20 protein-coding genes are annotated in these 20,381 nt (G+C 71.1%); 10 read left to right on the plus strand and 10 right to left on the minus strand.

Annotated features, from left to right (window positions below):
* Nucleotides 1-49: 49 nt before the first annotated feature.
* Nucleotides 50-634: a dihydrofolate reductase family protein gene (locus tag CP970_RS34725; protein WP_055555685.1), complete on the minus strand. Its 585-nt coding sequence runs from the start codon at nucleotides 632-634 to the stop codon at nucleotides 50-52.
* Nucleotides 635-703: 69 nt separating this feature from the next.
* Between CP970_RS34725 and CP970_RS34730 the strand changes: the two genes are divergently transcribed.
* The gene (locus tag CP970_RS34730) at nucleotides 704-1,279 is read left to right on the plus strand and encodes a TetR/AcrR family transcriptional regulator (RefSeq protein ID WP_055555687.1); all 576 of its coding nucleotides are present in this window, start codon (nucleotides 704-706) and stop codon (nucleotides 1,277-1,279) included.
* Here the strand turns inward: CP970_RS34730 and CP970_RS34735 are convergent.
* Nucleotides 1,269-1,988, minus strand: coding sequence for an ArsR/SmtB family transcription factor (locus tag CP970_RS34735; protein WP_055555689.1), 720 nt, complete (start codon nucleotides 1,986-1,988; stop codon nucleotides 1,269-1,271). The two genes, CP970_RS34730 and CP970_RS34735, sit on opposite strands and share 11 nt — an antisense overlap.
* 57 nt (nucleotides 1,989-2,045) lie before the next feature.
* Nucleotides 2,046-2,705, minus strand: coding sequence for a TetR/AcrR family transcriptional regulator (locus tag CP970_RS34740; protein WP_055555691.1), 660 nt, complete (start codon nucleotides 2,703-2,705; stop codon nucleotides 2,046-2,048).
* Nucleotides 2,706-2,778: 73 nt separating this feature from the next.
* Here CP970_RS34740 and CP970_RS34745 point away from each other — a divergent pair, with 73 nt between their 5' ends.
* From CP970_RS34745 to CP970_RS34755, 3 genes are all read left to right on the plus strand, one after another.
* Nucleotides 2,779-3,930, plus strand: a complete 1,152-nt coding sequence (locus tag CP970_RS34745) for an acyl-CoA dehydrogenase family protein (RefSeq protein WP_055555693.1) — start codon at nucleotides 2,779-2,781, stop codon at nucleotides 3,928-3,930.
* Nucleotides 3,931-3,990: 60 nt separating this feature from the next.
* Complete coding sequence (locus tag CP970_RS34750) at nucleotides 3,991-4,281, plus strand: YiaA/YiaB family inner membrane protein (protein WP_055555695.1); 291 nt, start codon at nucleotides 3,991-3,993, stop codon at nucleotides 4,279-4,281.
* 66 nt (nucleotides 4,282-4,347) lie between these two features.
* Nucleotides 4,348-4,971, plus strand: a complete 624-nt coding sequence (locus tag CP970_RS34755) for a TetR/AcrR family transcriptional regulator (RefSeq protein WP_191094987.1) — start codon at nucleotides 4,348-4,350, stop codon at nucleotides 4,969-4,971.
* Here the strand turns inward: CP970_RS34755 and CP970_RS34760 are convergent.
* Nucleotides 4,962-5,426: a MaoC family dehydratase gene (locus CP970_RS34760; protein WP_055555699.1), complete on the minus strand. Its 465-nt coding sequence runs from the start codon at nucleotides 5,424-5,426 to the stop codon at nucleotides 4,962-4,964. The genes CP970_RS34755 and CP970_RS34760 overlap by 10 nt on opposite strands.
* A 116-nt stretch (nucleotides 5,427-5,542) precedes the next feature.
* On the opposite strand from CP970_RS34760, the gene soxR reads away from it, so the two are divergent.
* Nucleotides 5,543-6,010 carry a redox-sensitive transcriptional activator SoxR gene (gene soxR, locus CP970_RS34765; RefSeq protein WP_055555701.1) on the plus strand — a complete coding sequence of 156 codons (468 nt, stop codon included), beginning with the start codon at nucleotides 5,543-5,545 and terminating at the stop codon, nucleotides 6,008-6,010.
* 82 nt (nucleotides 6,011-6,092) lie between these two features.
* Nucleotides 6,093-6,611, plus strand: a complete 519-nt coding sequence (locus CP970_RS34770; RefSeq protein WP_055555703.1) for a hypothetical protein — start codon at nucleotides 6,093-6,095, stop codon at nucleotides 6,609-6,611.
* 12 nt (nucleotides 6,612-6,623) lie between these two features.
* Here CP970_RS34770 and CP970_RS34775 read toward each other — a convergent pair whose 3' ends face one another.
* Nucleotides 6,624-7,232 carry a hypothetical protein gene (locus CP970_RS34775; RefSeq protein WP_055555705.1) on the minus strand — a complete coding sequence of 203 codons (609 nt, stop codon included), beginning with the start codon at nucleotides 7,230-7,232 and terminating at the stop codon, nucleotides 6,624-6,626.
* A 297-nt stretch (nucleotides 7,233-7,529) separates the two neighbouring features.
* On the opposite strand from CP970_RS34775, the gene CP970_RS34780 reads away from it, so the two are divergent.
* Complete coding sequence (locus CP970_RS34780) at nucleotides 7,530-10,355, plus strand: penicillin acylase family protein (RefSeq protein ID WP_055555707.1); 2,826 nt, start codon at nucleotides 7,530-7,532, stop codon at nucleotides 10,353-10,355.
* 9 nt (nucleotides 10,356-10,364) lie between these two features.
* On the opposite strand, the gene CP970_RS34785 is transcribed toward CP970_RS34780, so the two are convergent.
* A complete protein-coding gene (locus CP970_RS34785) occupies nucleotides 10,365-11,663 on the minus strand; it encodes a hypothetical protein (protein WP_055555709.1) in 1,299 nt (432 codons plus the stop codon).
* Between the two features lie 100 nt (nucleotides 11,664-11,763).
* The gene (locus tag CP970_RS34790) at nucleotides 11,764-12,351 is read right to left on the minus strand and encodes a hypothetical protein (RefSeq protein ID WP_063806253.1); all 588 of its coding nucleotides are present in this window, start codon (nucleotides 12,349-12,351) and stop codon (nucleotides 11,764-11,766) included.
* Between the two features lie 193 nt (nucleotides 12,352-12,544).
* Here CP970_RS34790 and CP970_RS34795 point away from each other — a divergent pair, with 193 nt between their 5' ends.
* A complete protein-coding gene (locus tag CP970_RS34795; protein ID WP_055555711.1) occupies nucleotides 12,545-13,564 on the plus strand; it encodes a LysR family transcriptional regulator in 1,020 nt (339 codons plus the stop codon).
* A gap of 103 nt (nucleotides 13,565-13,667) precedes the next feature.
* Here the strand turns inward: CP970_RS34795 and CP970_RS34800 are convergent, their stop codons facing one another.
* The 3 genes from CP970_RS34800 to CP970_RS34810 all read right to left on the minus strand — a co-directional run bounded on the left by CP970_RS34800 (nucleotide 13,668) and on the right by CP970_RS34810 (nucleotide 17,775).
* Complete coding sequence (locus CP970_RS34800; protein WP_055555748.1) at nucleotides 13,668-14,921, minus strand: MFS transporter; 1,254 nt, start codon at nucleotides 14,919-14,921, stop codon at nucleotides 13,668-13,670.
* A 149-nt stretch (nucleotides 14,922-15,070) separates the two neighbouring features.
* A complete protein-coding gene (locus CP970_RS34805; protein ID WP_055555714.1) occupies nucleotides 15,071-16,396 on the minus strand; it encodes an erythromycin esterase family protein in 1,326 nt (441 codons plus the stop codon).
* 128 nt (nucleotides 16,397-16,524) lie between these two features.
* Nucleotides 16,525-17,775, minus strand: coding sequence for an exo-beta-N-acetylmuramidase NamZ family protein (locus CP970_RS34810; RefSeq protein WP_055555716.1), 1,251 nt, complete (start codon nucleotides 17,773-17,775; stop codon nucleotides 16,525-16,527).
* A gap of 156 nt (nucleotides 17,776-17,931) precedes the next feature.
* On the opposite strand from CP970_RS34810, the gene CP970_RS34815 reads away from it, so the two are divergent.
* Both CP970_RS34815 and CP970_RS34820 read left to right on the plus strand, forming a co-directional pair.
* A complete protein-coding gene (locus tag CP970_RS34815) occupies nucleotides 17,932-18,699 on the plus strand; it encodes an SDR family oxidoreductase (RefSeq protein ID WP_055555718.1) in 768 nt (255 codons plus the stop codon).
* On the plus strand, nucleotides 18,696-20,369 hold the full coding sequence (locus CP970_RS34820; RefSeq protein WP_055555721.1) for a class I adenylate-forming enzyme family protein: 1,674 nt from the start codon (nucleotides 18,696-18,698) through the stop codon (nucleotides 20,367-20,369). The genes CP970_RS34815 and CP970_RS34820 overlap by 4 nt, the downstream gene beginning before the upstream one ends.
* Nucleotides 20,370-20,381 lie beyond the last annotated feature (12 nt).

The following is a 20,381-nucleotide window of genomic DNA, read 5'->3' on the forward strand; positions in this document are numbered from 1 at the left end:
TCAGCCACAACTGACCCGCGGATTTGGCACTGTCCATACCCGCGGAGCGTCACGCTTCGAACCACGTGATCATTACGTCATTAGGGAACGACTCCCGCCCGGTCACACGAAACCGCGTGGGGTCGAACTCCCCGTCGAACAGCGGGATTCCGGAGCCCGCGACCACCGGATAGCTCTTGATGATCAGTTCGTCGATCTCGGGCAACAATGCCCCCGCGAGCCGCCCGCCACCGCACAGCCAGATGTCCTTCCCGTCCTGTCGCTTCAGGTCTTGGACCACAGGGAGAGGGTCCCCACCGATCACGCTCACCGCAGGGTCACCCGCCGAGCCGAGCGTGCTGGACACCACGTACTGCCGCAGATGCGCGTACGGGCTGGGCAGGCCGTGCTCAAGGGCGGGGCGGTACGTTCCGTGCCCCATCAGTACCGTGTCGAACCGCAGATTGGGAGCCTCGGCAAGTCCCACGTGGGCCCGCATCGCGGTCGGCACGGTCTCGGGATAGCGGGCGTTGACCGACGCGGCGTACGCGGCGGCCTGCTCCTCGTCGCCCACGGGGTAGAAGTCGACCTCGCCCGCGGGGCCCGCGATGTACCCGTCGACGGAGGTGCCGATGTAGTAGACGAGCTTGCGCATCAGGAAACTCCCCCTGTAGTACTCTTTTCGTAGTGGTTGAAACGTAGTACTACACATGGAGTGGTGTCAATGGTGCGCAGGAACGACGGACGACGGGCGGCTCTGGTCGACGCCGCCATCGAGGTGCTTGCCAGGGAGGGCGCCAGGGGCCTGACCTTCCGCGCCGTGGACACCGAGGCCGCCGTGCCGACCGGTACCGCGTCCAACTACTTCGGCAACCGCGACGACCTGCTGAACCAGGCGGGCGCCCGCGTCTACGAACGCCTCACGCCCGGCGAGGCGGAGATCGAGCGGCAGCGCACGGCCAAGCCCGACAAGGAGACCTACGCCGCGCTGATGCGCGACGTCGTCGGCCGGGTCAGCGGCTTCCGCACCGGCTATCTGGCCCTGCTCGAACTGCGTCTGGAGGCCACCCGCCGCCCGGAGCTGCGCGCGGTCCTGACCGAGCGCGTCCAGGCCGACCTGGCCGCCAACCTTGCGTACCACGAAGCCTCCGGGCTACCCGGCGACGCGACGGCGGTCAAGCTCCTCTACCTGGCGCTCAACTGGCTCATCGTCGAGCAGCTCACACTCCCCGACGTCCTCTCCGAGGCGGAACGCGAACGCCTGGTAGAGGCGGCGGTCCAGCGCGCCATCACGGAGTAGCGGACCCGTCGATGCCCAGGTGCGCCGCGAGTTCCCGCTCCCCGGTCCGCGTGACCCGCACCGCGCGCTCCGAGCCGATCCGCTCGCACCATCCCGCGTCCAGCGCGTGCCGGCAGAGCGCCGCGCCCGCCACCCCGGCCAGATGGGGCCTGCGCTCGGTCCAGTCCAGGCAGGCCCGGGCCAGCGGCCGACGGCCGGTGCGCGACAGCTCGATCCCCAACTCCCCGAACCAGTCGAGGCCTTGATCGGTGAGGGCGAACCCGGTGTCCTGCCGGAGCAGCCCCCGGCTCGTCATCGCCGAGGTGATCGCGATGCCGAGCCGCCCCGCGAGGTGGTCGTAACAGGTGCGGCCCCGCGCCATCGCGGACCGGGTGCTCGACTCGCGCAGCGTGCGGGGCCGCGCGAGGGCGTCGGGGGCGGCGTGCGCGGTGAGGTCCTCGACGAGCTGGGCGACCCGCGCGTCGGCGAGCCGCACATAGCGGTGCCTGCCCTGCCGCTCCTCGGTGAGCAGTCCGCCCGCGACCAGCTTGCCCAGGTGCTCGCTGGCGGTGGAGGCCGCGACGCCCGCGTGCCGGGCGAGCTCACCCGCCGTCCAGGCCCGCCCGTCGAGCAGCGCGAGCAGGCAGGCCGCCCGCGTCTCGTCGGCGAACAGTCCGGCGAGCGCGGCGAGGGCCGGTGCGGTGGCGTTCTTCGTGTGGCCGGGCGTCATGTCACCAGGATGCGCCGGGAACGCTTCGCCGAGGGCCGAACCGTCCGCACCGCGCTGTCACGCCCCCGCCGCGTGTCCCGCCGCCACCTGCTCGTACTGCAGCGCGAGCCCGTCGAGCAGGGCCCGCAGGCCCGTCTCGAAGGCCCGCTCGTCGACGGTCTCCTGCCGCTCGGCGAGCAGGTGGGCCTGGCCGAGGTGGGGGTAGTCGGCGGGGTCGTACGCCGCCTCGTCGTCCACGAAGCCCCCGGCGAAGGAGCCGAGCGCGGAGCCCATGATGAAGTACCGCATCAGCGCGCCGATCGAGGTGGCCTGCGCGGCGGGCCAGCCCGCGTCGACCATCGCCCCGAACACCGCGTCCGCGAGCCGCAGTCCGGCCGGGCGGCGGCCCGGGCCGCTGGCGAGCACCGGAACGATGTTCGGGTGCCGGGTGAGGGCGGCCCGGTAGGAGGCGGCCCAGTCGTGCAGCGCGGTGCGCCAGTCGCGCGCGTCGTCGGTGTCGAACATCGACAGGTCGACCTGGGCGCTCACCGAGTCCGCGACCGCCTCCAGGATCTGGTCCTTGGTGCGGAAGTGGTTGTAGAGGGAGGGCCCGCTGACCCCGAGCTCGGCGGCGAGGCGGCGCGTGGAGACGGCGGCGAGGCCCTCCGCGTCGACGAGGGCGCGCGCCGCGTCGACGATGCGTTCTCGGCTGAGGAGGGGCTTGCGCGGTCGGGCCATGCGGCACATAGTAGGGGCCCCCACCAGAAACTAGCAGTGCTAATTTAAATCTCGACGCGAAGAGGTGCCCACGATGAACCTGGAGCTCAGCGAGGAGCAGACCGCGGTCAGGCGGCTGGCCGAGGACTTCGTCGCGCGCGAGATCACCCCGCACGTCGTCGAGTGGGACCGCACCGAGAGCGTCGACAGGGCCATCGTGAAGAAGCTCGGCGAGGTCGGCTTCCTCGGTCTGACGATCGACGAGGAGTACGGCGGCTCGGGCGGTGACCACCTCGCGTACTGCCTGGTGACCGAGGAGCTCGGCCGCGGCGACTCCGCCGTGCGCGGCATCGTCTCGGTCTCCCTCGGGCTCGTCGCCAAGACCATCGCGTCCTGGGGCAGCGAGGAGCAGAAGCGGCAGTGGCTGCCCGGGCTCACCTCCGGCGCATACGTCGGGTGCTTCGGGCTCACCGAACCGGGCACCGGATCCGACGCGGGCAGCCTCGCGACCAAGGCCGTGCGCGACGGCGACGCGTACGTCATCAGCGGCACCAAGATGTTCATCACCAACGGCACCTGGGCCGACGTCGTCCTCCTCTTCGCCCGCACCAACGACGCCCCGGGGCACAAGGGCGTCTCCGCCTTCCTGGTCCCCACCGACACCCCGGGCCTGACCCGCCGCACCATCCACGGCAAGCTCGGCCTGCGCGGCCAGGCCACCGCGGAGCTGGTCCTCGACGACGTGCGGGTCCCGGCGTCGGCGATGCTGGCGCCCGAGGGCAAGGGCTTCTCGGTGGCCATGTCGGCACTCGCCAAGGGGCGGATGTCGGTGGCCGCGGGCTGCGTGGGCCTCGCCCAGGCCGCCCTGGACGCCGCCGTGCGGTACGCGGGCGAGCGCGAGCAGTTCGGCAAGTCCATCGCCCACCACCAGCTGGTGCAGGAGCTGATCAGCGACATCGCGGTCGACGTGGACGCCGCGCGCCTGCTGACCTGGCGGGTCGCCGACCTCGTCGACCGCGGGCTGCCCTTCACCACGGAGTCGTCCAAGGCCAAGCTGTTCGCCTCGGAGGCCGCGGTGCGCGCCGCCAACAACGCGCTGCAGGTCTTCGGCGGCTACGGCTACATAGACGAGTACCCGGCGGGCAAACTCCTGCGCGACGCCCGGGTGATGACCCTCTATGAAGGCACGAGCCAGATCCAGAAGCTCGTCATCGGCCGCGCGCTGACGGGGGTCTCGGCGTTCTGAGTACCCCAAGTGAGTACGGGAGCGGATACGGCGCGGCCGCTCCCGGGCCAGTCTTGGCGCATGAGCGAAACACCGGTCAAGCAGCAGAGCACCACGGCCTACTACGGCCAGGCGGTCGCGTCGTTCGCCGTGGCACTCGGTGCGACGGCGGTCGGCATCTACAGCCTGGACGTCAGCGGCTGGATCCGCGCCTTCCTCGCCATCTCCGTCCTGTACCTGACGACGTCCGCGTTCACCCTGGCCAAGGTGATCAGGGACAGGCAGGAGGCGGACCAGATCATCAGCCGCGTCGACCAGGCGCGCATCGAGAAGATCCTCGCCGAGCACGACCCGTTCAAACCGGCCGCCTGACAGGCCCTAAGCGCTTGCTCACCGACAAGGGTATGGTGTCCCTCCCTGAAGGCTGAAGGAGTGGGCATGGGTACGGCGGAGGAGACGGGCGGCGACGAGCAGCCGTGGGGCGAGGTGAGCCCCGACGCGGCCAGGCGGCTCCTGGTCGCCGCCGTCGAGGCCTTCGCGGAGCGCGGGTACCACGCGACGACGACCCGCGACATCGCGGGCCGCGCGGGCATGAGCCCCGCCGCGCTCTACATCCACTACAAGACGAAGGAAGAGCTGCTCCACCGCATCAGCAGGATCGGCCACGACAGGGCCCTCACCGTCCTGCGGACCGCGGCGGACGGCACGGGGAGCGCCACCGAGCGGCTCGCCGCCGCCGTACGCTCCTTCGTCGGCTGGCACGCCGCCCACCACATGACCGCGCGCGTCGTCCAGTACGAACTCGACGCGCTCGGCGACGAGCACCGCACGGAGATCGTCGCCCTGCGCCGCAAGTCGGACGCGGCCGTGCGGGACATCATCAACGACGGCGTGCGGGCGGGGGAGTTCGACGTCCCCGACGTGCCGGGCACCACGCTCGCCGTGCTCTCGCTCTGCATCGACGTCGCCCGCTGGTTCAACGCCGCCGGGCACCGGACGCCCGACGAGGTCGGCGCGCTCTACGCCGACCTCGTGCTGCGCATGGTGGGGGCTCAGAAGTAGTAGCGGGACACCGACTGCGCCACGCAGGACGGCTTGTCGCCGCCCTCGCGCTCGACCGTGACCGTGGCCGTGACCTGCACGCCGCCGTCCTTGGTGTCGCTGACGTCGGTGAGCGCGGCGGTGGCGCGCAGCCGCGAGCCGACCGGCACCGGCGAGGGGAAACGGACCTTGTCGGTGCCGTAGTTGAGCCCCATCCGCATGCCCTCGACGCGCATGATCTGCGGCACCAGGCTCGGCAGCAGCGACAGCGTCAGATAGCCGTGCGCGATGGTCGTCTTGAAGGGGCCCTGCGCCGCCCTCTCCGTGTCGACGTGGATCCACTGGTGATCGCCGGTGGCGTCGGCGAAGAGGTCGATCCGCTTCTGGTCGATCTCCAGCCAGTCGCTGTACCCGAGCTGTTCGCCGACTCCGGCGCGCAGTTCCCCGGCCGACGTGAAGATCCTCGGCTCCGCCATGTCCCTGGTCCTCCCAGACGTGTGCGACCACGTCATCGACGTATACGACTAAGCGCTTGCTCAGCATGCTGGGTGTGCCGACGCGTGTCAACGGACCAGCCATTAGGGTTCGACGGGTGCCCCAGATCCCAGAGAAGGTCCACGAACTCACGGTCGGCCAGCTGTCGTCCCGCAGCGGCGTCGCCGTGTCCGCCCTGCACTTCTACGAGTCCAAGGGCCTCATCGCCAGCCGCCGCACCTCGGGCAACCAGCGCCGCTACACCCGTGACACGCTGCGCCGCGTCGCCTTCATCCGGGCCTCCCAGCGCGTGGGCATCCCGCTCGCCACGATCCGCGAGGCGCTCGACTCGCTGCCCGAGGAGCGCACGCCCAACCGTGAGGACTGGGCGCACCTCTCGGAGCACTGGCGCTCCGAACTGGACGAGCGCATCAAGCAGTTGGGTCGTCTGCGCGACCACCTCACGGACTGCATCGGCTGCGGCTGCCTCTCCCTGGAGACCTGTGTGCTCTCCAACCCCGACGACGTCTTCGGCGAGCGGCTCACCGGCTCGCGCCTCCTCGCGGAGCGCCGCACTGAGTCCTGACGCAACCGTGCCGCCGTCCCCCGGCGTGTAAGCAGCACAAGGAGGTCGCGTCTCAACGCCGACACCATCCGGGGGAGGGCCGATGTCACTCGCCATCTGCTCACTGAAGTGGGACTCCGCGCTCAGCGGACAGCAGAACGTGACGTACGACAGCGACGGATACCACCTCGTGCGGTTCCCGTACGGGGTGGGGGAGGAGTCGTACGACCCGTGGCACATGCACGACCCGTCCAAGGGCGGCACCGGGCCTTCGCAGTTCCCGGACGCCAGGTCCGGGCTCATCTGGCCGAGCCACGAGGGCTGGGGCGTGCTCTGCGCGCTGGTCTTCTGGGCGGTGGACAGCGACCCCACCGAGTACCGGGCGCGCTTCGTCCGCGATCCGCTGGGGATGTCCACCGGGTACGACTCCACCGCGACGACCGACTCGGCGCCCACCAGGGGCGCCCAGTTCAGGTCCTACACCTGGCAGATGCTCGTGCACCCGGAGACGCCCCTGGGTGTGAAGATCACGGCACGCGGCGTGGGGGACGTGCGCATCGCCACGCCGCTGACGCTCGCCGAGTTCAAGCTCGCCATCCACACCGAGGTGGGCACGCCCTGACGGTCGCGCTGCTCAGGCGGACACCAGGGGCCTCAGCCGCCTCGCCCGTGCCTGGGCCACCGCGTCCGGCGTGAGCACCGGAGCGGGCACGACGATGCCGCAGCCCGTGCAGACCGCCCCGGACGACGGCTCGTGCGCCAGGCCGTGCCGCCAGACGAGGAAGGTGTCCGCGCAGACGGGGCAGCCCGCGCCGGGATCTCGCTCGAGGGCCGTGATCAGGCGGCGCAGGACCTCGGCGAGGGGGGCGTGCGGGTGGACGCCGGGGTCGTCGCACCAGGCGACCCCGAACCCGCCCCAGGTGCAGCGGTGCCAGTCGTCGATGGTGCCGGGGCGCCTGAGCCCGTCGTGCTTCTCCTTGCGGCGGCGTTCCGCGAATCCCGCCTCGTAGGCGAGCCAGACGGCGCGTGCCGCCTCCAGTTCGTCGAGCGCGGACACGAGCCGCGCCGGATCGGGCGACCGGTCCTCGGGGCCGAACCCCGCCCGGGAGCACAGATGGTCCCAGGTCGCCCGGTGGCCATAGGGGGCGAACCTCTCCAGGCACTTGCGCAGCGAGTACCGCCGCAGTGCCAGATCGCTCTGCGGATCACGCACCTGTCTCGCGAGACTCCGGAATCCGGCCATCGCCCTGCACCTCCGTCACACGTACTGCCCCGTACTGGTACCCCGCGTTCCGTATCTGTCGGCGTCGCAGTCGAGTCGAAGTCGAAACGACGTCGCCGAGTAGACGTATCGACACGCGATTCGGCTCCCTTCTCGGGCGACCGTTTTTCGCCTGCCCGTTTGAACAGGGGTGATGCCTCATCGAGGGGGGCGCGTTGTGGTGATTCGGAAAAGGCGACGCATGTTCATCTTTCGGGTTCGGCGACCCGCCAGTAGCCTCCGCCGCATCGGTCTTCCGCAGGACCCGGAGGAGCACCCATGCCACGACGCATCGTCAGACTCAGAACCCTCACGGCGGGAGCGGCGCTCGCGCTCGGTGCCGCCCTCCTCGCGCCGCTGCCCGGGGCCGGGGCCGCCCCGCGCGAACCGGTGGCCGAGGAGCGTACGGACTACTGCGCGGGGCAGTGCGCGGACGTGCTGCCGCCCGGCGCCAACGGCAACGCGACGCTCGCCGAGATCCTCTCCCACCGCGTCCTCGGCACCCAACCCCCGCACGCGGACGACCAGTTGGGTCCCTACGACGCGCTGTCCTCCGGCTATCCCTCGCTCACCGACGACCGGCTCACCGAGTTCTTCAACGACGCGTCCTTCGGGGTGCCGGACGATCAGGTCGCCTCCACCACCAAGCCGCGCGACGACGTGACGATCACCCGTGACAAGAAGTACGGCGTCCCGCACATCAAGGGCACGACCCGCTACGGCACCGAGTTCGGCGCGGGCTTCGCCGCCGGGCAGGACCGGCTCTGGCTCATCGACCTGTTCCGGCACATCGGGCGCGGCGAGCTGACCTCGTTCGCGGGCGGCGCGCTCGCCAACCAGGGCCTGGAGCAGCAGTTCTGGCCGCAGGCCCCGTACACGGAGCAGGACCTGGAGAAGCAGGTCGAGTACATCAGGTCCACCCAGGGCGAGCGTGGCAAGCAGGCCATGGAGGATGCCCAGGCGTACATCGACGGGCTCAACGCCTACCGGGTGAAGTCAAAGAACGGCCGCTACTTCCCGGGCGAGTACGTCCTGACCGGCAAGATCGACGCGATCACCAACGTCGGTGAGATCGCGCCCTTCAAGGTCACCGACATGATCGCCCTCGCGTCCGTCGTCGGCGGCCTCTTCGGCAACGGCGGCGGCGGAGAGGTCGAGGGGGCCCTCTCGCTGCTCAAGGCCCAGGAGAAGTACGGCGTGGAGAAGGGCACGAAGGTCTGGGAGTCCTTCCGCGCCCGCAACGACCCCGAGGCCGTCGAGACCATCCACGACGGCACGAGCTTCCCGTACGCGGGCAAGCCGGAGAAGGCGCGCGGCACCGCGATGCCCGACCCGGGCTCGGTCGAGCGTGAGCAGCTCGTGTACGACAGGGAGGGTGGCGCCAAGTCCGGTGCCAAGGACCCGGTGAAGGCGCCCGAGAAGCTCAAGCCGCTGCAGGGCATGTACGACAAGGGTGTCCTGCCCCCGGACCTGTTCCGCCAGGACGGCCACAAGAAGGGCATGTCCAACGCCCTGCTCGTCTCCGGCAAGCACACCGCGAGCGGCAACCCCGTCGCCGTGTTCGGCCCGCAGACCGGCTACTTCGCGCCCCAGCTCCTCATGCAGCAGGAGCTCCAGGGCCCCGGCATCAGCGCGCGCGGCGTCTCCTTCGCGGGCGTCGGCATGTACGTCCAGCTGGGCCGCGGCCAGGACTACGCCTGGTCGGCCACGTCCGCGGGGCAGGACATCACCGACACGTACGCCGTCGAACTGTGCGAGCCGGGCGGCGGCACGCCCACCAAGCAGTCCACCGGCTACCTCTACCGGGGCACCTGCACGCCCATGGAGAAGCTGGAGCGCAAGAACGCCTGGAAGCCGACGCTCGCCGACTCCACGGCCGCGGGCTCGTACCGCATGCAGGTCTTCCGCACCAAGTACGGCATCGTCACGCACCGCGCGAACACGGACGGCAAACCCGTCGCGTACGTCTCGCTGCGCTCCACCTACCGCCACGAGGCCGACTCGATCATCGGCTTCCAGATGCTGAACGACCCCACCTACGTCAAGGACGCCCCGACGTTCATGAAGGCGGCGCAGCACATCAGCTACGCCTTCAACTGGTTCTACGCCGACTCGCGCGACATCGCGTACTACAACAGCGGCGCCAACCCCGAGCGTGCCGACAGCGTCGACCCCGCCCTGCCGGTCAAGGCCCAACAGGCGTACGAATGGCAGGACTTCGACCCGGTGGACAACACCTCGGCGCAGACGCCGCCCGCCGAGCACCCGCAGTCCGTCAACCAGGACTACTACATCTCCTGGAACAACAAGCAGGCCAAGGACTTCAACACGGCGGGCTTCGGCATGAGCGCCGTGCACCGCGGCGATCTGCTCGACGGGCGGGTCAAGAAGCTCACCGAGGAGGGCGGCGTCACCCGCGCCGCGCTCACCCGGGCCATGTCGGAGGCGGCCGTCACCGACCTGCGCGGCGAACAGGTGCTGCCCGAGCTGTTGAAGGTGCTGCGCGGTAAGCCCGTCACCGAACCGCAACTCGCCAAGGCCATCGGGCAGTTGGAGGCGTGGCGCAAGGCGGGCGCGCAGCGCAACCAGACGGCGGCGGGCTCCAAGACGTACGCCCACCCCGACGCCGTACGCGTCATGGACGCCTGGTGGCCGCTGCTCATCGAGGCCGAGTTCAAGCCCGGCCTCGGCAAGGACCTCTACGACTCGCTGACCGGGGTGCTGCCCATCGACGAGTCGCCCTCCGCGGGCCACGGACCCACCGGGGCGCACGCGGGCTCCGCCTTCCAGTCCGGCTGGTGGGGCTATGCCGACAAGGACCTGCGCAAGGTCCTCGGCCAGCCGGTGAAGGGCGAACTCGCCGACGACTACTGCGGGGACGGCAAGCTGGACGCCTGCCGCGACGCCCTGCTCGCCACCCTCACCCAGGCCGTCGCCAAGCCCGCCACCGAGGTCTACCCCGGTGACGACGCCTGCGAGGCGGGCGACCAGTGGTGCTCGGACGCCGTCATCCACCGGGCGCTCGGCGGCATCACGCACCGGCCGATCCAGTGGCAGAACCGCCCGACGTACCAGCAGGTCGTCGAGTTCCCCGAGCACCGCTGAACAGGCGGTTCAGGCCGAGGCGATCCGCCCCGCCGCGAACACGACCCGCGCCAGCTCCTGGTGGCAGATGTCGCTGTGCGCCCCGGCGGGCGGAGCGCCCCGGCGCACCACCGAGGCCGCGTCCACGCTCACGCACCCCGTGGTGGGCACGGTCTGGCCGAGGGTGATGCGCGCGGTGTCGTCCACGGCCTTGATCCCGTCGTAGCCGATGGCGCCCCACCGCTCCCACAGGTCCAGGAAGCTCGTGGAGTCGCCCGCCAGCTTCGACGCCAGCGGATAGAGCTTGCCGAGCGCGAAGTCGTGCCGCGAGTAGCAGGAGACCAGCGGTCCGTCGATCCGCCGCTGTACGCCGTGCAGGGCGCCGCCGCGCGTCCTGTCCTGCGGCAGCCGGTCGGCGAACGCGTAGTGCGAGAAGGCCCCTTCGAGCAGGGTCACCGACTTCACGGCGCGCACGTCGGCGGGCATCCCGCGCAGGGCGTACGACACGAGCCTGCCGCCGAAGCTGTGCCCGATCAGATGCACCCGGACCGTCGGTACGTCACGGGCGAGCAGGCCGATCGCCGGGCCGAGGCCCAACTGGCCGATCGCGCCCGCCCGTCGCTTCATCGCGTAGTAGGTGCCCTGCCGCAGCAGCTCGTGCGCGCCGTTCCACAGCCGTTTGCGCAGCCGCCCGAAGAGCTCGGGCTGCCCGTCGGCGTAGAGCGCGGCCGCGAACACCTCACAGACCTGGACCGCGTCGTCGGTGAGCATGGCGGGCTCGCCCGCGCCGGTGTCCTCGCCGAAGTGCCGGGCCGGGTGGGACTCGCGCAGCGAGACCAGATCACGGACGAGCCGCCCGAACTCATACATCCGGGAGGGCACTTCGGAGCGTTCGGCGAGCAGCTCGGCGATCCGGTCGAGCTCCGCGTGATGCTCGGGGAAGGCCCGCTCCAGGGCCTGCCGGGTGACCTCGTCGAGCACGGGATCACCGGGCGGCGCCCCGGCCGCGGTGGCGGACGGGGGGAAGTCGGGGATGGGCTCGTCGGCGAAGCGGATGGCGGGCCAGAGCACGCCGACGTAACCGAGGCGCACCCGCGCCCCTGACATGGCCTGGCAGGGGGCGAAGAAGCGCTCGTACAGGCGCCTCGCGTCCCGCTGCTCGTTGTTCCAGCCGTGCGCGAAGACCAGCAGATCCGTGACGCGTTCACGTTCCGCGCCGGACAGCAGCTCTTCGCGCTGCGCGGTGTCGACGTCGCCGTCGGCGTCGAAGGTCAATTCCCAGTAGGGCTCCACGCCGGTATGGTCCTGCGCCCCGGCGCCACTGGCCATACACCGCGCACCACCCGACGGCGCGCGACGCGGCGCCGGTGCCGGTACCCACCCCCGCGGGGACCGGTCCCGGCGCGCGTCACGCGCGGCCGGGTGGGGATCAGACGCCGGACTTGCGCTGCTTCGCGTACCGGTTCACCGGCGGCAGCCAGCACAGCACGACCGCGACCACCGCCGTGAGCAGCGCGGCCAGGCTCAGCATGGTGACGGAATCCGGTTCGTAGTCACCGAGGATGAGGATGTGCGGGAAGAGCGCCACGACGCCCGCGACGGTGAGCAGTACCCGCGACCAGGTGGCGGCGCCGCGGCGCGCGACGAGCCCGAGGACGAGCAGGCACACCGCGGTGAACAGGGCGAACCCCGCACGGGCGGTGAGCGTGCCCGCCCGGTCGCTCACCAACTCGTCCCAGATCGGCCCCGACAGGGCCTTGATGTCGGCCGGGGTCGTCCCCGAGGGGAGTCCGACGACGTCCGGATGGTCCGCGATGACGTCGTTGATGTTCTCCTCGGCCAGGTCCTCGCCGCCCGCGAAGACGAGCACCGCCCCGACGGCGGCGGTCGCGGCGGAGGCCAGCGCCGTCCAGAACAGGGCGGTGAGGGTGCCGGGCCGCTTGGCCGCGCGCCGCGTGGGGGGTGCGCCCGCACCCGGCGGTGCGGTGGGCGCGGGTGCGGCCTGGTAATGGCTCACGAGCGTAACTCTCCTTGCAGAGATGAATGATCGGGTGGGATTGGCTCGACCATTCCACGGGTACGGGGAACGCATCCAGCATTTTCTGGAAGAAATCCCCAGATAGTTTCCGCTGAACTCCGGATCAGTTTCCCGCTGTGGTTATGCTGCAATGCCGTAAATCCAGAGGGAGTCGGAGAGCGAGAACTCGCACATGGCATTATCAGGGCCCCAGCAGTACCCCACGGATCTCCTTGACACCACGATGGACCAGTTGCGCACCCTGCTCGCGGTCCGCGAGAGCGGCACCGCACTGGCCGCGGCCCGGCTGCTCGGCCGCGAGCAGTCCAGCGTGCAGAAGCAACTGGACACGATGAACCGCACGTTCGGGACGCTGTGCGGCGAGGCGCTCGTCCTCAAGCGGGGCCGCGGCAAGGACGTCCAGTTCACCCCCACCGGCGAGGCCCTCGTCGAGCTGGCCAGGCGCACCCTGGACCAGTGGACGGAGGGCATCCACGACGCCAGACGCAGACTCGGCAGAACCCTCTCCGTGGGCTCGACCCGCTACACGCTCGGGTTCCTCCTGGACGCGGTGGAGCGGGTGAGCGAGGCGTACGAACGCCGTGGCGTCGACCTGAAGGTCACCCATGTGCGTACCGGCGACCTCTTCGCCAAACTGCAGGCCAAAGAGCTCGACCTGGTCTGCGGCAGCATCGTGGTGACCCAGGGCCAAGAGGCCGAACTCGACCCCTACGAGATCGTCGAGTGGCGCCGCAGCGGACTCTCGCTGCTCACCAACCTGCCCGTGGAGAAGCTGCCCGGCCCCTCCGTCACCGCGGCCGAGCTGACGCGGCTGCCGCTCGTGGTCTCGGCGGGCGGCCTCATCGCCCGCTTCCTCACCGCCTGGTACGGCCCCGACTACCGCAAGGAGCTGGCCGTGGCCGCGGAGATAGAGGCCGCGCACTACGGCTTCGAGCTGCTGCGCTCGGGCGTGGTCAGCGGCGCGATGCTGGTGACGCGGGGCATCGGGCAGGCCGCGGAGAACGGCAGCCTGCCGGAGGCGGGCGGGCTGCGGCGCCTGGACATCGTCGGGGACGTCGGGCCGCGGACGGAGGTGCTCGTCGGGGTGTTCACGCGCCGCGGCGACCGCGCCTCGTGCGGTCCAGGGCATCCGCTGAATCTCTTGTGGGACGCGCTGTCGAAGGAGAACGAACGCTGGTGGCTCAGCCGCTGAATTCGGACATCAATAGTGGTCTAGACGTGTGGAGAATATCCGCGCGGCACACAATGCCGCGCACAATGCGGCGTACACCGCATTGTGCGAATTCGGGGGAGATTCAGTCGAGTTCCCGCTCCCGCGTCTCCGGCAGCGCGAGCACGCACACCAGCGATACGAGGGCCATGGCGCTCACGTACCAGCCCACCGAAGAGGAGCCGAACGCGGACTGCAGCCGGGTCGCCACCAGCGGGGAGACCGCGCCGCCGAGCACGCCGCCCAGGTTGTACGCGAGCGAGGCACCCGAGTAGCGCACGTTCGTGGAAAACAGCTCCGGAAGGTACGCGCCCATCGGGCCGTAGACCACGCCCATGCAGAACAGCGCGCCGCCGAGCGCGAGGGCGATCAGCACCGGCTGTTCGGTGTCCAGGAGCGGGAAGAGGACCAGGCCCCAGACCACCGCGAGCCCCGCGCCCGCGAGGACGAGCCTGCGCCGTCCCGCCCCGTCCGAGCGGGTCGCGGCGAGCCAGGTGCCGGCCGCGAGGAAGAGGCAGGCCACCAGGGAGAGGCCGAGCATGGTGTTGCGTGAGACGTGCAGGGTGCCGGTCGCGTACGCCAGGCAGTACGTCGTGGCGGTGTAGAAGAGGCCGTACGCGACGACCATCCCGCCCGCGCCGAGCAGGAGTTCGCGCGGGTGGCGGCGGAGCACGTCGAGCGCGGGGACCTTGCTGGCCTCCCGCGCCTCCATGACCTTGGCGAAGACCGGCGTCTCGCTGATCCTGAGGCGCACGAAGAGCCCCACGCCGACGAGCAGGAACGAGAGCAGGAAGGGCACGCGCCAGCCCCACGAGTGGAACGCGTCGTCGGAGAGCGCGGACGAGAGCAGCCAGAAGACGCCGGTCGCCGCGAAGAAGCCGACGGACGGGCCGAGTTGGGGGAAGGCGGCGTACAGGCCGCGCTTCTTCTTCGGCGCGTGCTCCACCGCGAGCAGCGCGGCGCCGCCCCACTCGCCGCCCAGCCCGATGCCCTGGAGGAAGCGGAGCAGGATCAGCAGGACCGGCGCCCAGATGCCCAACGTGTCGTATCCGGGCAGGAGTCCGACGAGCGCGGTGGACAGGCCCATCAGGAGAAGTGAGGCCACCAGGACCGATTTGCGGCCCACCCGGTCCCCGAAGTGGCCGAAGATCACCGAGCCGATGGGCCGGGCCGCGAACGCCACCGCGTAGGTGGAGAACGAGGCGAGGGTGGCGTTGACCGGGTCGAGGGTCGGGAAGAACGCGTCGTTGAGGACGAGCGCGGCCGCCGTGCCGTAGATGTAGAAGTCGTAGAACTCGATGGCCGTCCCGATGAAGGAGGCCACGGCCACCCTGCGCAGGCTCTCCCGGTTCGATCCTGTCGGCTCGTTCTCGCCCTGGACCTGCTGATTCGCTGTTTCTGCCGCTGTCTCTCTCGCTTCACTTCGCACGAGCGGCACTCTCGTGGTGGATGTAGGGGGCAGTCAATACTTGATACGGCTGGTCTCGGTCACTGAGACTGCCGGTGGGCCGCCGTGACCTCGTGCAGATGGATCAGGATGTCGTGCGAAGGGGCGAGCCGGATCTTGTACGGGCCGTCGGGCCACCCCGAGCCGATGCTGCGGGTCGTGCGCGCCATGCTCAGCCACTTCCTGGTGGGAGCGGGCAGGGTGCGCAGGTCCACGAAGTAGTCGTCGTGGCGCACCTTGTCCAGCGTGTGCTCGTTCATGCCGCGCGTCGCCGGGCCGACCGAACGGGGCTTCCACACCTCGGAGTCCGGGCCCTGCGCCATGAAGCCACCCCGGTCGAAGGTGAATCCGATGCTCGCGTACCGCTTGCCGATGCTGTCGCGCAGGAAGGCGCCCTGCATCTTCGGGTAGCGCGGGTCGTAGGACTCGTACGCGACGTGCGCGTTGTGGGCGGAGAGGAGTACCTTGCCGCCGTGGTACCGCTGCCACCACGCCGTATTCTCCGCCATGATCCGGTCGCGGTAGAGCATCGCGTCGCGCTGTCCGTCGGCCGTGTCGAGCGGGAAGGCGTACATGTCCGCGGTCTGCGCGACGGACAGGGCGTGGTGCAGGGCCAGTTCGTAGGCCTTGGCGCCGCCCGCGGGCCGTCGTTCCTTCAGCAGGTCGTACGCCGCCCAGGCCTTCTTCGTCAGCGCTTTGCGCTCGGCGAGCGGCAGTCCCATGTAGGTGTCGCCATCGGTCAGGCGGCGCAGCGGCGCGTACGAGTCGTCGATCGCGGGCCGCAGGTCCGGCTCGTGGGCCCGCACGTAGTCGCGCACCCCGTCGAACAACTCGACGCCCTGCTCGGGGTAGTTGAGGTCGTTGCCCATGAAGCGCAGCTCGCGCGCCGGGTGCTTGTCGTTGTACGCGCGCATCCAGGTGAGCAGATGGACGTACTCCTCGGTGTCCCACGGCGTCTTCGCCAGCTCGCGGTGGACGAGCTCGCGCACGTCACCCTTGCCGCCCCGCACGTAGGCGTCGAGGCGCAGTCCGGTCGTCCAGCTCATCTCCTGGGTGAAGGTGGTGAACCCCTTCTCCTTCACGAGATGGCGGAACACCCGCTCCTTCATGGTGAAGAACTCGTGCGAACCGTGGGTCGCCTCGCCCAGGCCCACCACCGACGCGCCGCCCACCATCCGGCCGAGCGCCCGCAGGTCCGCACTGCTCCCGCCCGGCGCTGTGGACCGCAGCGGGTGGGCCGCGCGCTCGATCGCCGCGACCGGATCGGCGGGCCGGGGCGCCGCTCCCGCGCTCTGCGGCGCGACCAGCGCCCCCGCTCCGGCCGCGACCAGCAGCAGTGGCACCACTCGGCGCGTCACCCGTGTCATGTCGTCCTCCTCGTCCCGCCCGCGTGGACTCCCGCGCGGTGAACCGGAGATCACGGTCTCGTGCGGGCGGGCGCGGTGCCATGGAGCGGGCACCCCGACCCGTGGTGGGGTCTGCCCCACCACGGGCCTCAGGAGTAGCGCAGATACCGGCGGCGCACCGCGCGGAAGCGGGCGAGATCGTCCTGCCAGGCGCCCACCACCTCGTCCGTCCCCGCGCCCGCGTCGATCATCGTGCGCACCCGGGCCGATCCGGTGAGCTTGTCGATCCAGTGGTCGGAGCGCCAGGCGAAGCCGCTCCACACCTTCTTCGCCGTGACCAGGAGCGCGATGCCGGTGCGCACCGGGTCGTACGACTCCCTTTCGTGCACGTGGAGTTGGACGCCGCCGATGGTCCTTCCCCGGAACTTGTCGAAGGTGGGGGCGAAGTACGCCTCCCTGAAGTGCACGCCCGGCAGGCCGATCCTGTCGAGGGCCGCCGCCCACGCGCGGTCGATGCCGTCGGCGCCGAGCAGTTCGAAGGGGCGGGTCGTGCCGCGGCCCTCGGAGAGGTTCGTGCCCTCGAACAGGCAGGTGCCGCCGTAGGCCAGGGCGGTGTCGGGCGTCGGCATGTTCGGGCTCGGCGGGACCCACGGCAGCCCCGACGCGTCGTGGAAGTCGGTGCGCCGCCAGCCCGCCATCAGGACCGACGTCAGCTCGGCGGGCCGCTTCAGGAACTCCCCGTTGAACAGCCCCGCCAGCTCCGCGACCGTCATGCCGTGCGTCTGCGCGATCGGCGCACGGCCCACGAAGCTCGCGTACCGAGGCTGCAGGACGGGTCCGTACGCCTCGCGGCCCGTCACCGGATTGGGCCGGTCGAGCACCACCAGGCGCTTGCCCGCGAGGCGCGCGGCCACCATGCAGTCGTAGAGCGTCCAGATGTACGTGTAGAAGCGGGCGCCCACGTCCTGGATGTCGAAGACGAGGGTCTCGGCGCGAGACGCGGTGAAGACGTCGGCCAGGGCCTCGCCGCTCTTTTGGTACGTGTCGAACACGGGCAGCCCTGTGGCCGGATCGTCGTACCTGCCCTGGGAGCCGCCCGCCTGCTCGGTGCCGCGGAAGCCGTGCTCGGGGCCGAACACCGCGACCAGCTCCACCCGCTCGTCGGCGTGCATCACGTCCACGACGTGCCGCACGTCGCGGGTCACGCCGGTCGGGTTGGTGATGACGCCGACCCGCTGTCCTTCGAGGAGCCGGTAGCCGTCGGCGGCGAGGCGCTCGAATCCGGTGCGCAGCCGGGGGCCCGGTCCAGGCCCGGTGCGCGGGGTGGCGGCGGCCGGGGCCGCGGGCGTCATGGCGGTTCCCGCGGTGGCGGCGAGCAGTCCGCGTCGGGAGAGGTTCATGGGCCCGCACGCTAGTGGCCGCGGGGGCGCCGGGGAACGAACCCGGCCCGTGCGCCCCCCTTTCGCCACGACATACCGACTGGTTAGTCTGCCAGCGATACCGAGCAATGCCGAGGCGCCGGGGGAGCCTGCCGAGCCGCAGGTCGAAGGAGAACGATCGTGGAGACCTTGCAGGACAAGGGAGTTGTCGTGACCGGCGCGGGAGGCGGCATCGGGGCCGCGCTCGCCCGCCGCTTCGCCGCCGCGGGAGCGCGCGTCGCCGTCAACGACATGGACGGCGCCAAGGCCAAGGCCGTCGCCGACGAGGTGGGCGGCATCGCCGTGCCGGGCGACGCCTCCGTGATCGCGCGGGAGGCGGCGGACGCGCTCGGCGGCACCGTCGACGTGTACTGCGCCAACGCCGGGCTCGGCTCCGGCGGCAGCGAGGCGGCCCCCGAGGAGGTCTGGGCCGCGGCCTGGGACGTCAACGTCATGGCGCACGTGCGGGCGGCCCAGGAGCTGCTGCCCGGCTGGCTGGAGCGGGGCAGCGGCCGCTTCGTCTCGACCGTCTCCGCCGCCGGACTGCTCACCATGATCGGCGCCGCGCCCTACAGCGTCACCAAGCACGGCGCGTACGCCTTCGCCGAGTGGCTCTCGCTCACCTACCGGCACCGCGGCATCAAGGTCCACGCGATCTGCCCGCAGGGCGTGCGCACCGACATGCTCGCCGCCACCGGCACCGCGGGCGACCTCGTGCTCGCGCCCACCGCGATCGAGCCCGACGACGTCGCGGACGCGCTCTTCGCGGGCATGGCGGAGGACCGCTTCCTGATCCTCCCGCACCCCGAGGTCGACGCGTACTACCGGGCCCGCGCCGCGACGCCCGACAAGTGGCTGACCGGCATGAACCACATCCAGCAGAAGTGGGAGGAGGCGGAGCGGTGAGCGACACGACCTCGGTCTACGCGGCCAAGCCCTGGCTCGCGCGGCTCAACGACGCCCAGCGCGGCCCCGTACGGCCCGCCGCGTCCGTCGTGCACGCCTTCCGCGCGGCCGTGGAGCGGGCGCCCGACCACACCGCCCTCGCCTACTTCGACGGGCGCCTGAGCTACCGCGAGACGGACGCGCTCACCGACTCCGTGGCCGGACACCTGGCCGCGCGCGGCATCGAACGCGGCGACCGCGTCGCGATCCTCCTGCAGAACACCCCGCACTTCGTGATCGCGCTGCTCGGCGCCTGGAAGGCGGGCGCCACGGTCGTCCCCGTCAACCCCATGTACAAGTCGGCGGAGGTCGGACACGTCCTCGCCGACGCGGGAGTGGCCGCGCTGATCTGCGCGGACCGCGCCTGGGAGACGTATCTGCGCGAGACGGCGGCGGACTCCCCGGTCCGCGTCGTGCTCACCGCCTGCCAGCTCGACCTCCAGACGCGCGACGACCCCCGGGTCCTCGACTTCGAGCGGCTGCCCCCGGCGGCCGACGCCGACGACCTGGTGGCGGTGGCGAGCCGGGGACTCGCCGCGCCCGCCGACCGCGAGCTCGGCCCGTCCGACATCGCGCTGATCAGCTACACCTCGGGCACCAGCGGCACCCCCAAGGGCGCCATGAACACCCACCACAACATCACCTACAACGCCGAGCGCCAGCGCGTCGGCTGCGCGCTGCCGCAGGGCTCCTGCTACTTCGCGATGGCGCCGCTCTTCCACATCACCGGCATGGTCGCGCAGATCGCCGCGTGCATCGCCAACGCGGGCACGCTCGCGCTCGCCTACCGGTTCGAGGCCGGTGTCGTCCTCGACGCCTTCGCCGAGCACCGGCCCGCCTACACGGTCGGCCCCTCGACCGCGTTCATGGCGCTCGCCGCCCACCCGAAGGCGACCCGCGCGCACTTCGACTCCTTCCGGATGGTCTCCTCGGGCGGCGCCCCGCTGCCGCCGGCCCTGGTGGAGAAGTTCCGCGCCGCCTTCGGCCCCTACCTCCACAACGGCTACGGCCTCACCGAGTGCACCGCGCCCTGCGCCGCCGTGCCGCCGGGCCAGGAGGCGCCCGTCGACCCGGTCTCGGGCACCCTGGCCGTCGGCGTCCCGGGACCCGAGACGGTCGTACGCATCGTGGACGACCTCGGCGAGGAGGTGCCCTTCGGGGAGCAGGGCGAGATCGTGGTGCGCGGACCGCAGGTGGTGCCCGGCTACTGGCAGCGGCCCGAGGCCACCAGTGAGGCCTTCCCCGACGGGGAACTGCGCACCGGCGACATCGGGTTCATGGACCCGGCGGGCTGGCTCTACGTCGTCGACCGCAAGAAGGACATGATCAACGCGTCCGGCTTCAAGGTCTGGCCGCGCGAGGTCGAGGACGTCCTCTACTCCCACCCCGCGGTCCGCGAGGCGGCCGTCGTCGGGGTGCCCGACAGCTACCGCGGGGAGAGCGTCAAGGCGTACGTCAGCCTGCGTCCCGGCAACGACACCGGCGCCGACGAGCTGATCGCGTACTGCGAGGAGCGGCTCGCCGCCTACAAGTACCCGCGCGAGGTCGCGATCCTGACGGAGCTCCCGAAGACCACAAGTGGGAAGATCCTCCGGCGGGAACTGCGATCCCGCGCACGGAACAGTCAATGACGCGAAAGGCAG

Origin of the sequence: Streptomyces kanamyceticus (assembly GCF_008704495.1) — a bacterium.
In the GTDB taxonomy this organism is placed as follows: Bacteria; Actinomycetota; Actinomycetes; order Streptomycetales; family Streptomycetaceae; genus Streptomyces; species Streptomyces kanamyceticus.

Coding starts and splice junctions, on each gene's coding strand:
- CP970_RS34725 (WP_055555685.1), bottom strand. CDS start 634: ATGCGCAAGCTCGTCTACTACATCGGCACCTCCGTCGACGGGTACATC.
- CP970_RS34730 (WP_055555687.1), top strand. CDS start 704: ATGGTGCGCAGGAACGACGGACGACGGGCGGCTCTGGTCGACGCCGCC.
- CP970_RS34735 (WP_055555689.1), bottom strand. CDS start 1,988: ATGACGCCCGGCCACACGAAGAACGCCACCGCACCGGCCCTCGCCGCG.
- CP970_RS34740 (WP_055555691.1), bottom strand. CDS start 2,705: ATGGCCCGACCGCGCAAGCCCCTCCTCAGCCGAGAACGCATCGTCGAC.
- CP970_RS34745 (WP_055555693.1), top strand. CDS start 2,779: ATGAACCTGGAGCTCAGCGAGGAGCAGACCGCGGTCAGGCGGCTGGCC.
- CP970_RS34750 (WP_055555695.1), top strand. CDS start 3,991: ATGAGCGAAACACCGGTCAAGCAGCAGAGCACCACGGCCTACTACGGC.
- CP970_RS34755 (WP_191094987.1), top strand. CDS start 4,348: ATGGGTACGGCGGAGGAGACGGGCGGCGACGAGCAGCCGTGGGGCGAG.
- CP970_RS34760 (WP_055555699.1), bottom strand. CDS start 5,426: ATGGCGGAGCCGAGGATCTTCACGTCGGCCGGGGAACTGCGCGCCGGA.
- CP970_RS34770 (WP_055555703.1), top strand. CDS start 6,093: ATGTCACTCGCCATCTGCTCACTGAAGTGGGACTCCGCGCTCAGCGGA.
- CP970_RS34775 (WP_055555705.1), bottom strand. CDS start 7,232: ATGGCCGGATTCCGGAGTCTCGCGAGACAGGTGCGTGATCCGCAGAGC.
- CP970_RS34780 (WP_055555707.1), top strand. CDS start 7,530: ATGCCACGACGCATCGTCAGACTCAGAACCCTCACGGCGGGAGCGGCG.
- CP970_RS34785 (WP_055555709.1), bottom strand. CDS start 11,663: ATGGCCAGTGGCGCCGGGGCGCAGGACCATACCGGCGTGGAGCCCTAC.
- CP970_RS34795 (WP_055555711.1), top strand. CDS start 12,545: ATGGCATTATCAGGGCCCCAGCAGTACCCCACGGATCTCCTTGACACC.
- CP970_RS34805 (WP_055555714.1), bottom strand. CDS start 16,396: ATGACACGGGTGACGCGCCGAGTGGTGCCACTGCTGCTGGTCGCGGCC.
- CP970_RS34810 (WP_055555716.1), bottom strand. CDS start 17,775: ATGAACCTCTCCCGACGCGGACTGCTCGCCGCCACCGCGGGAACCGCC.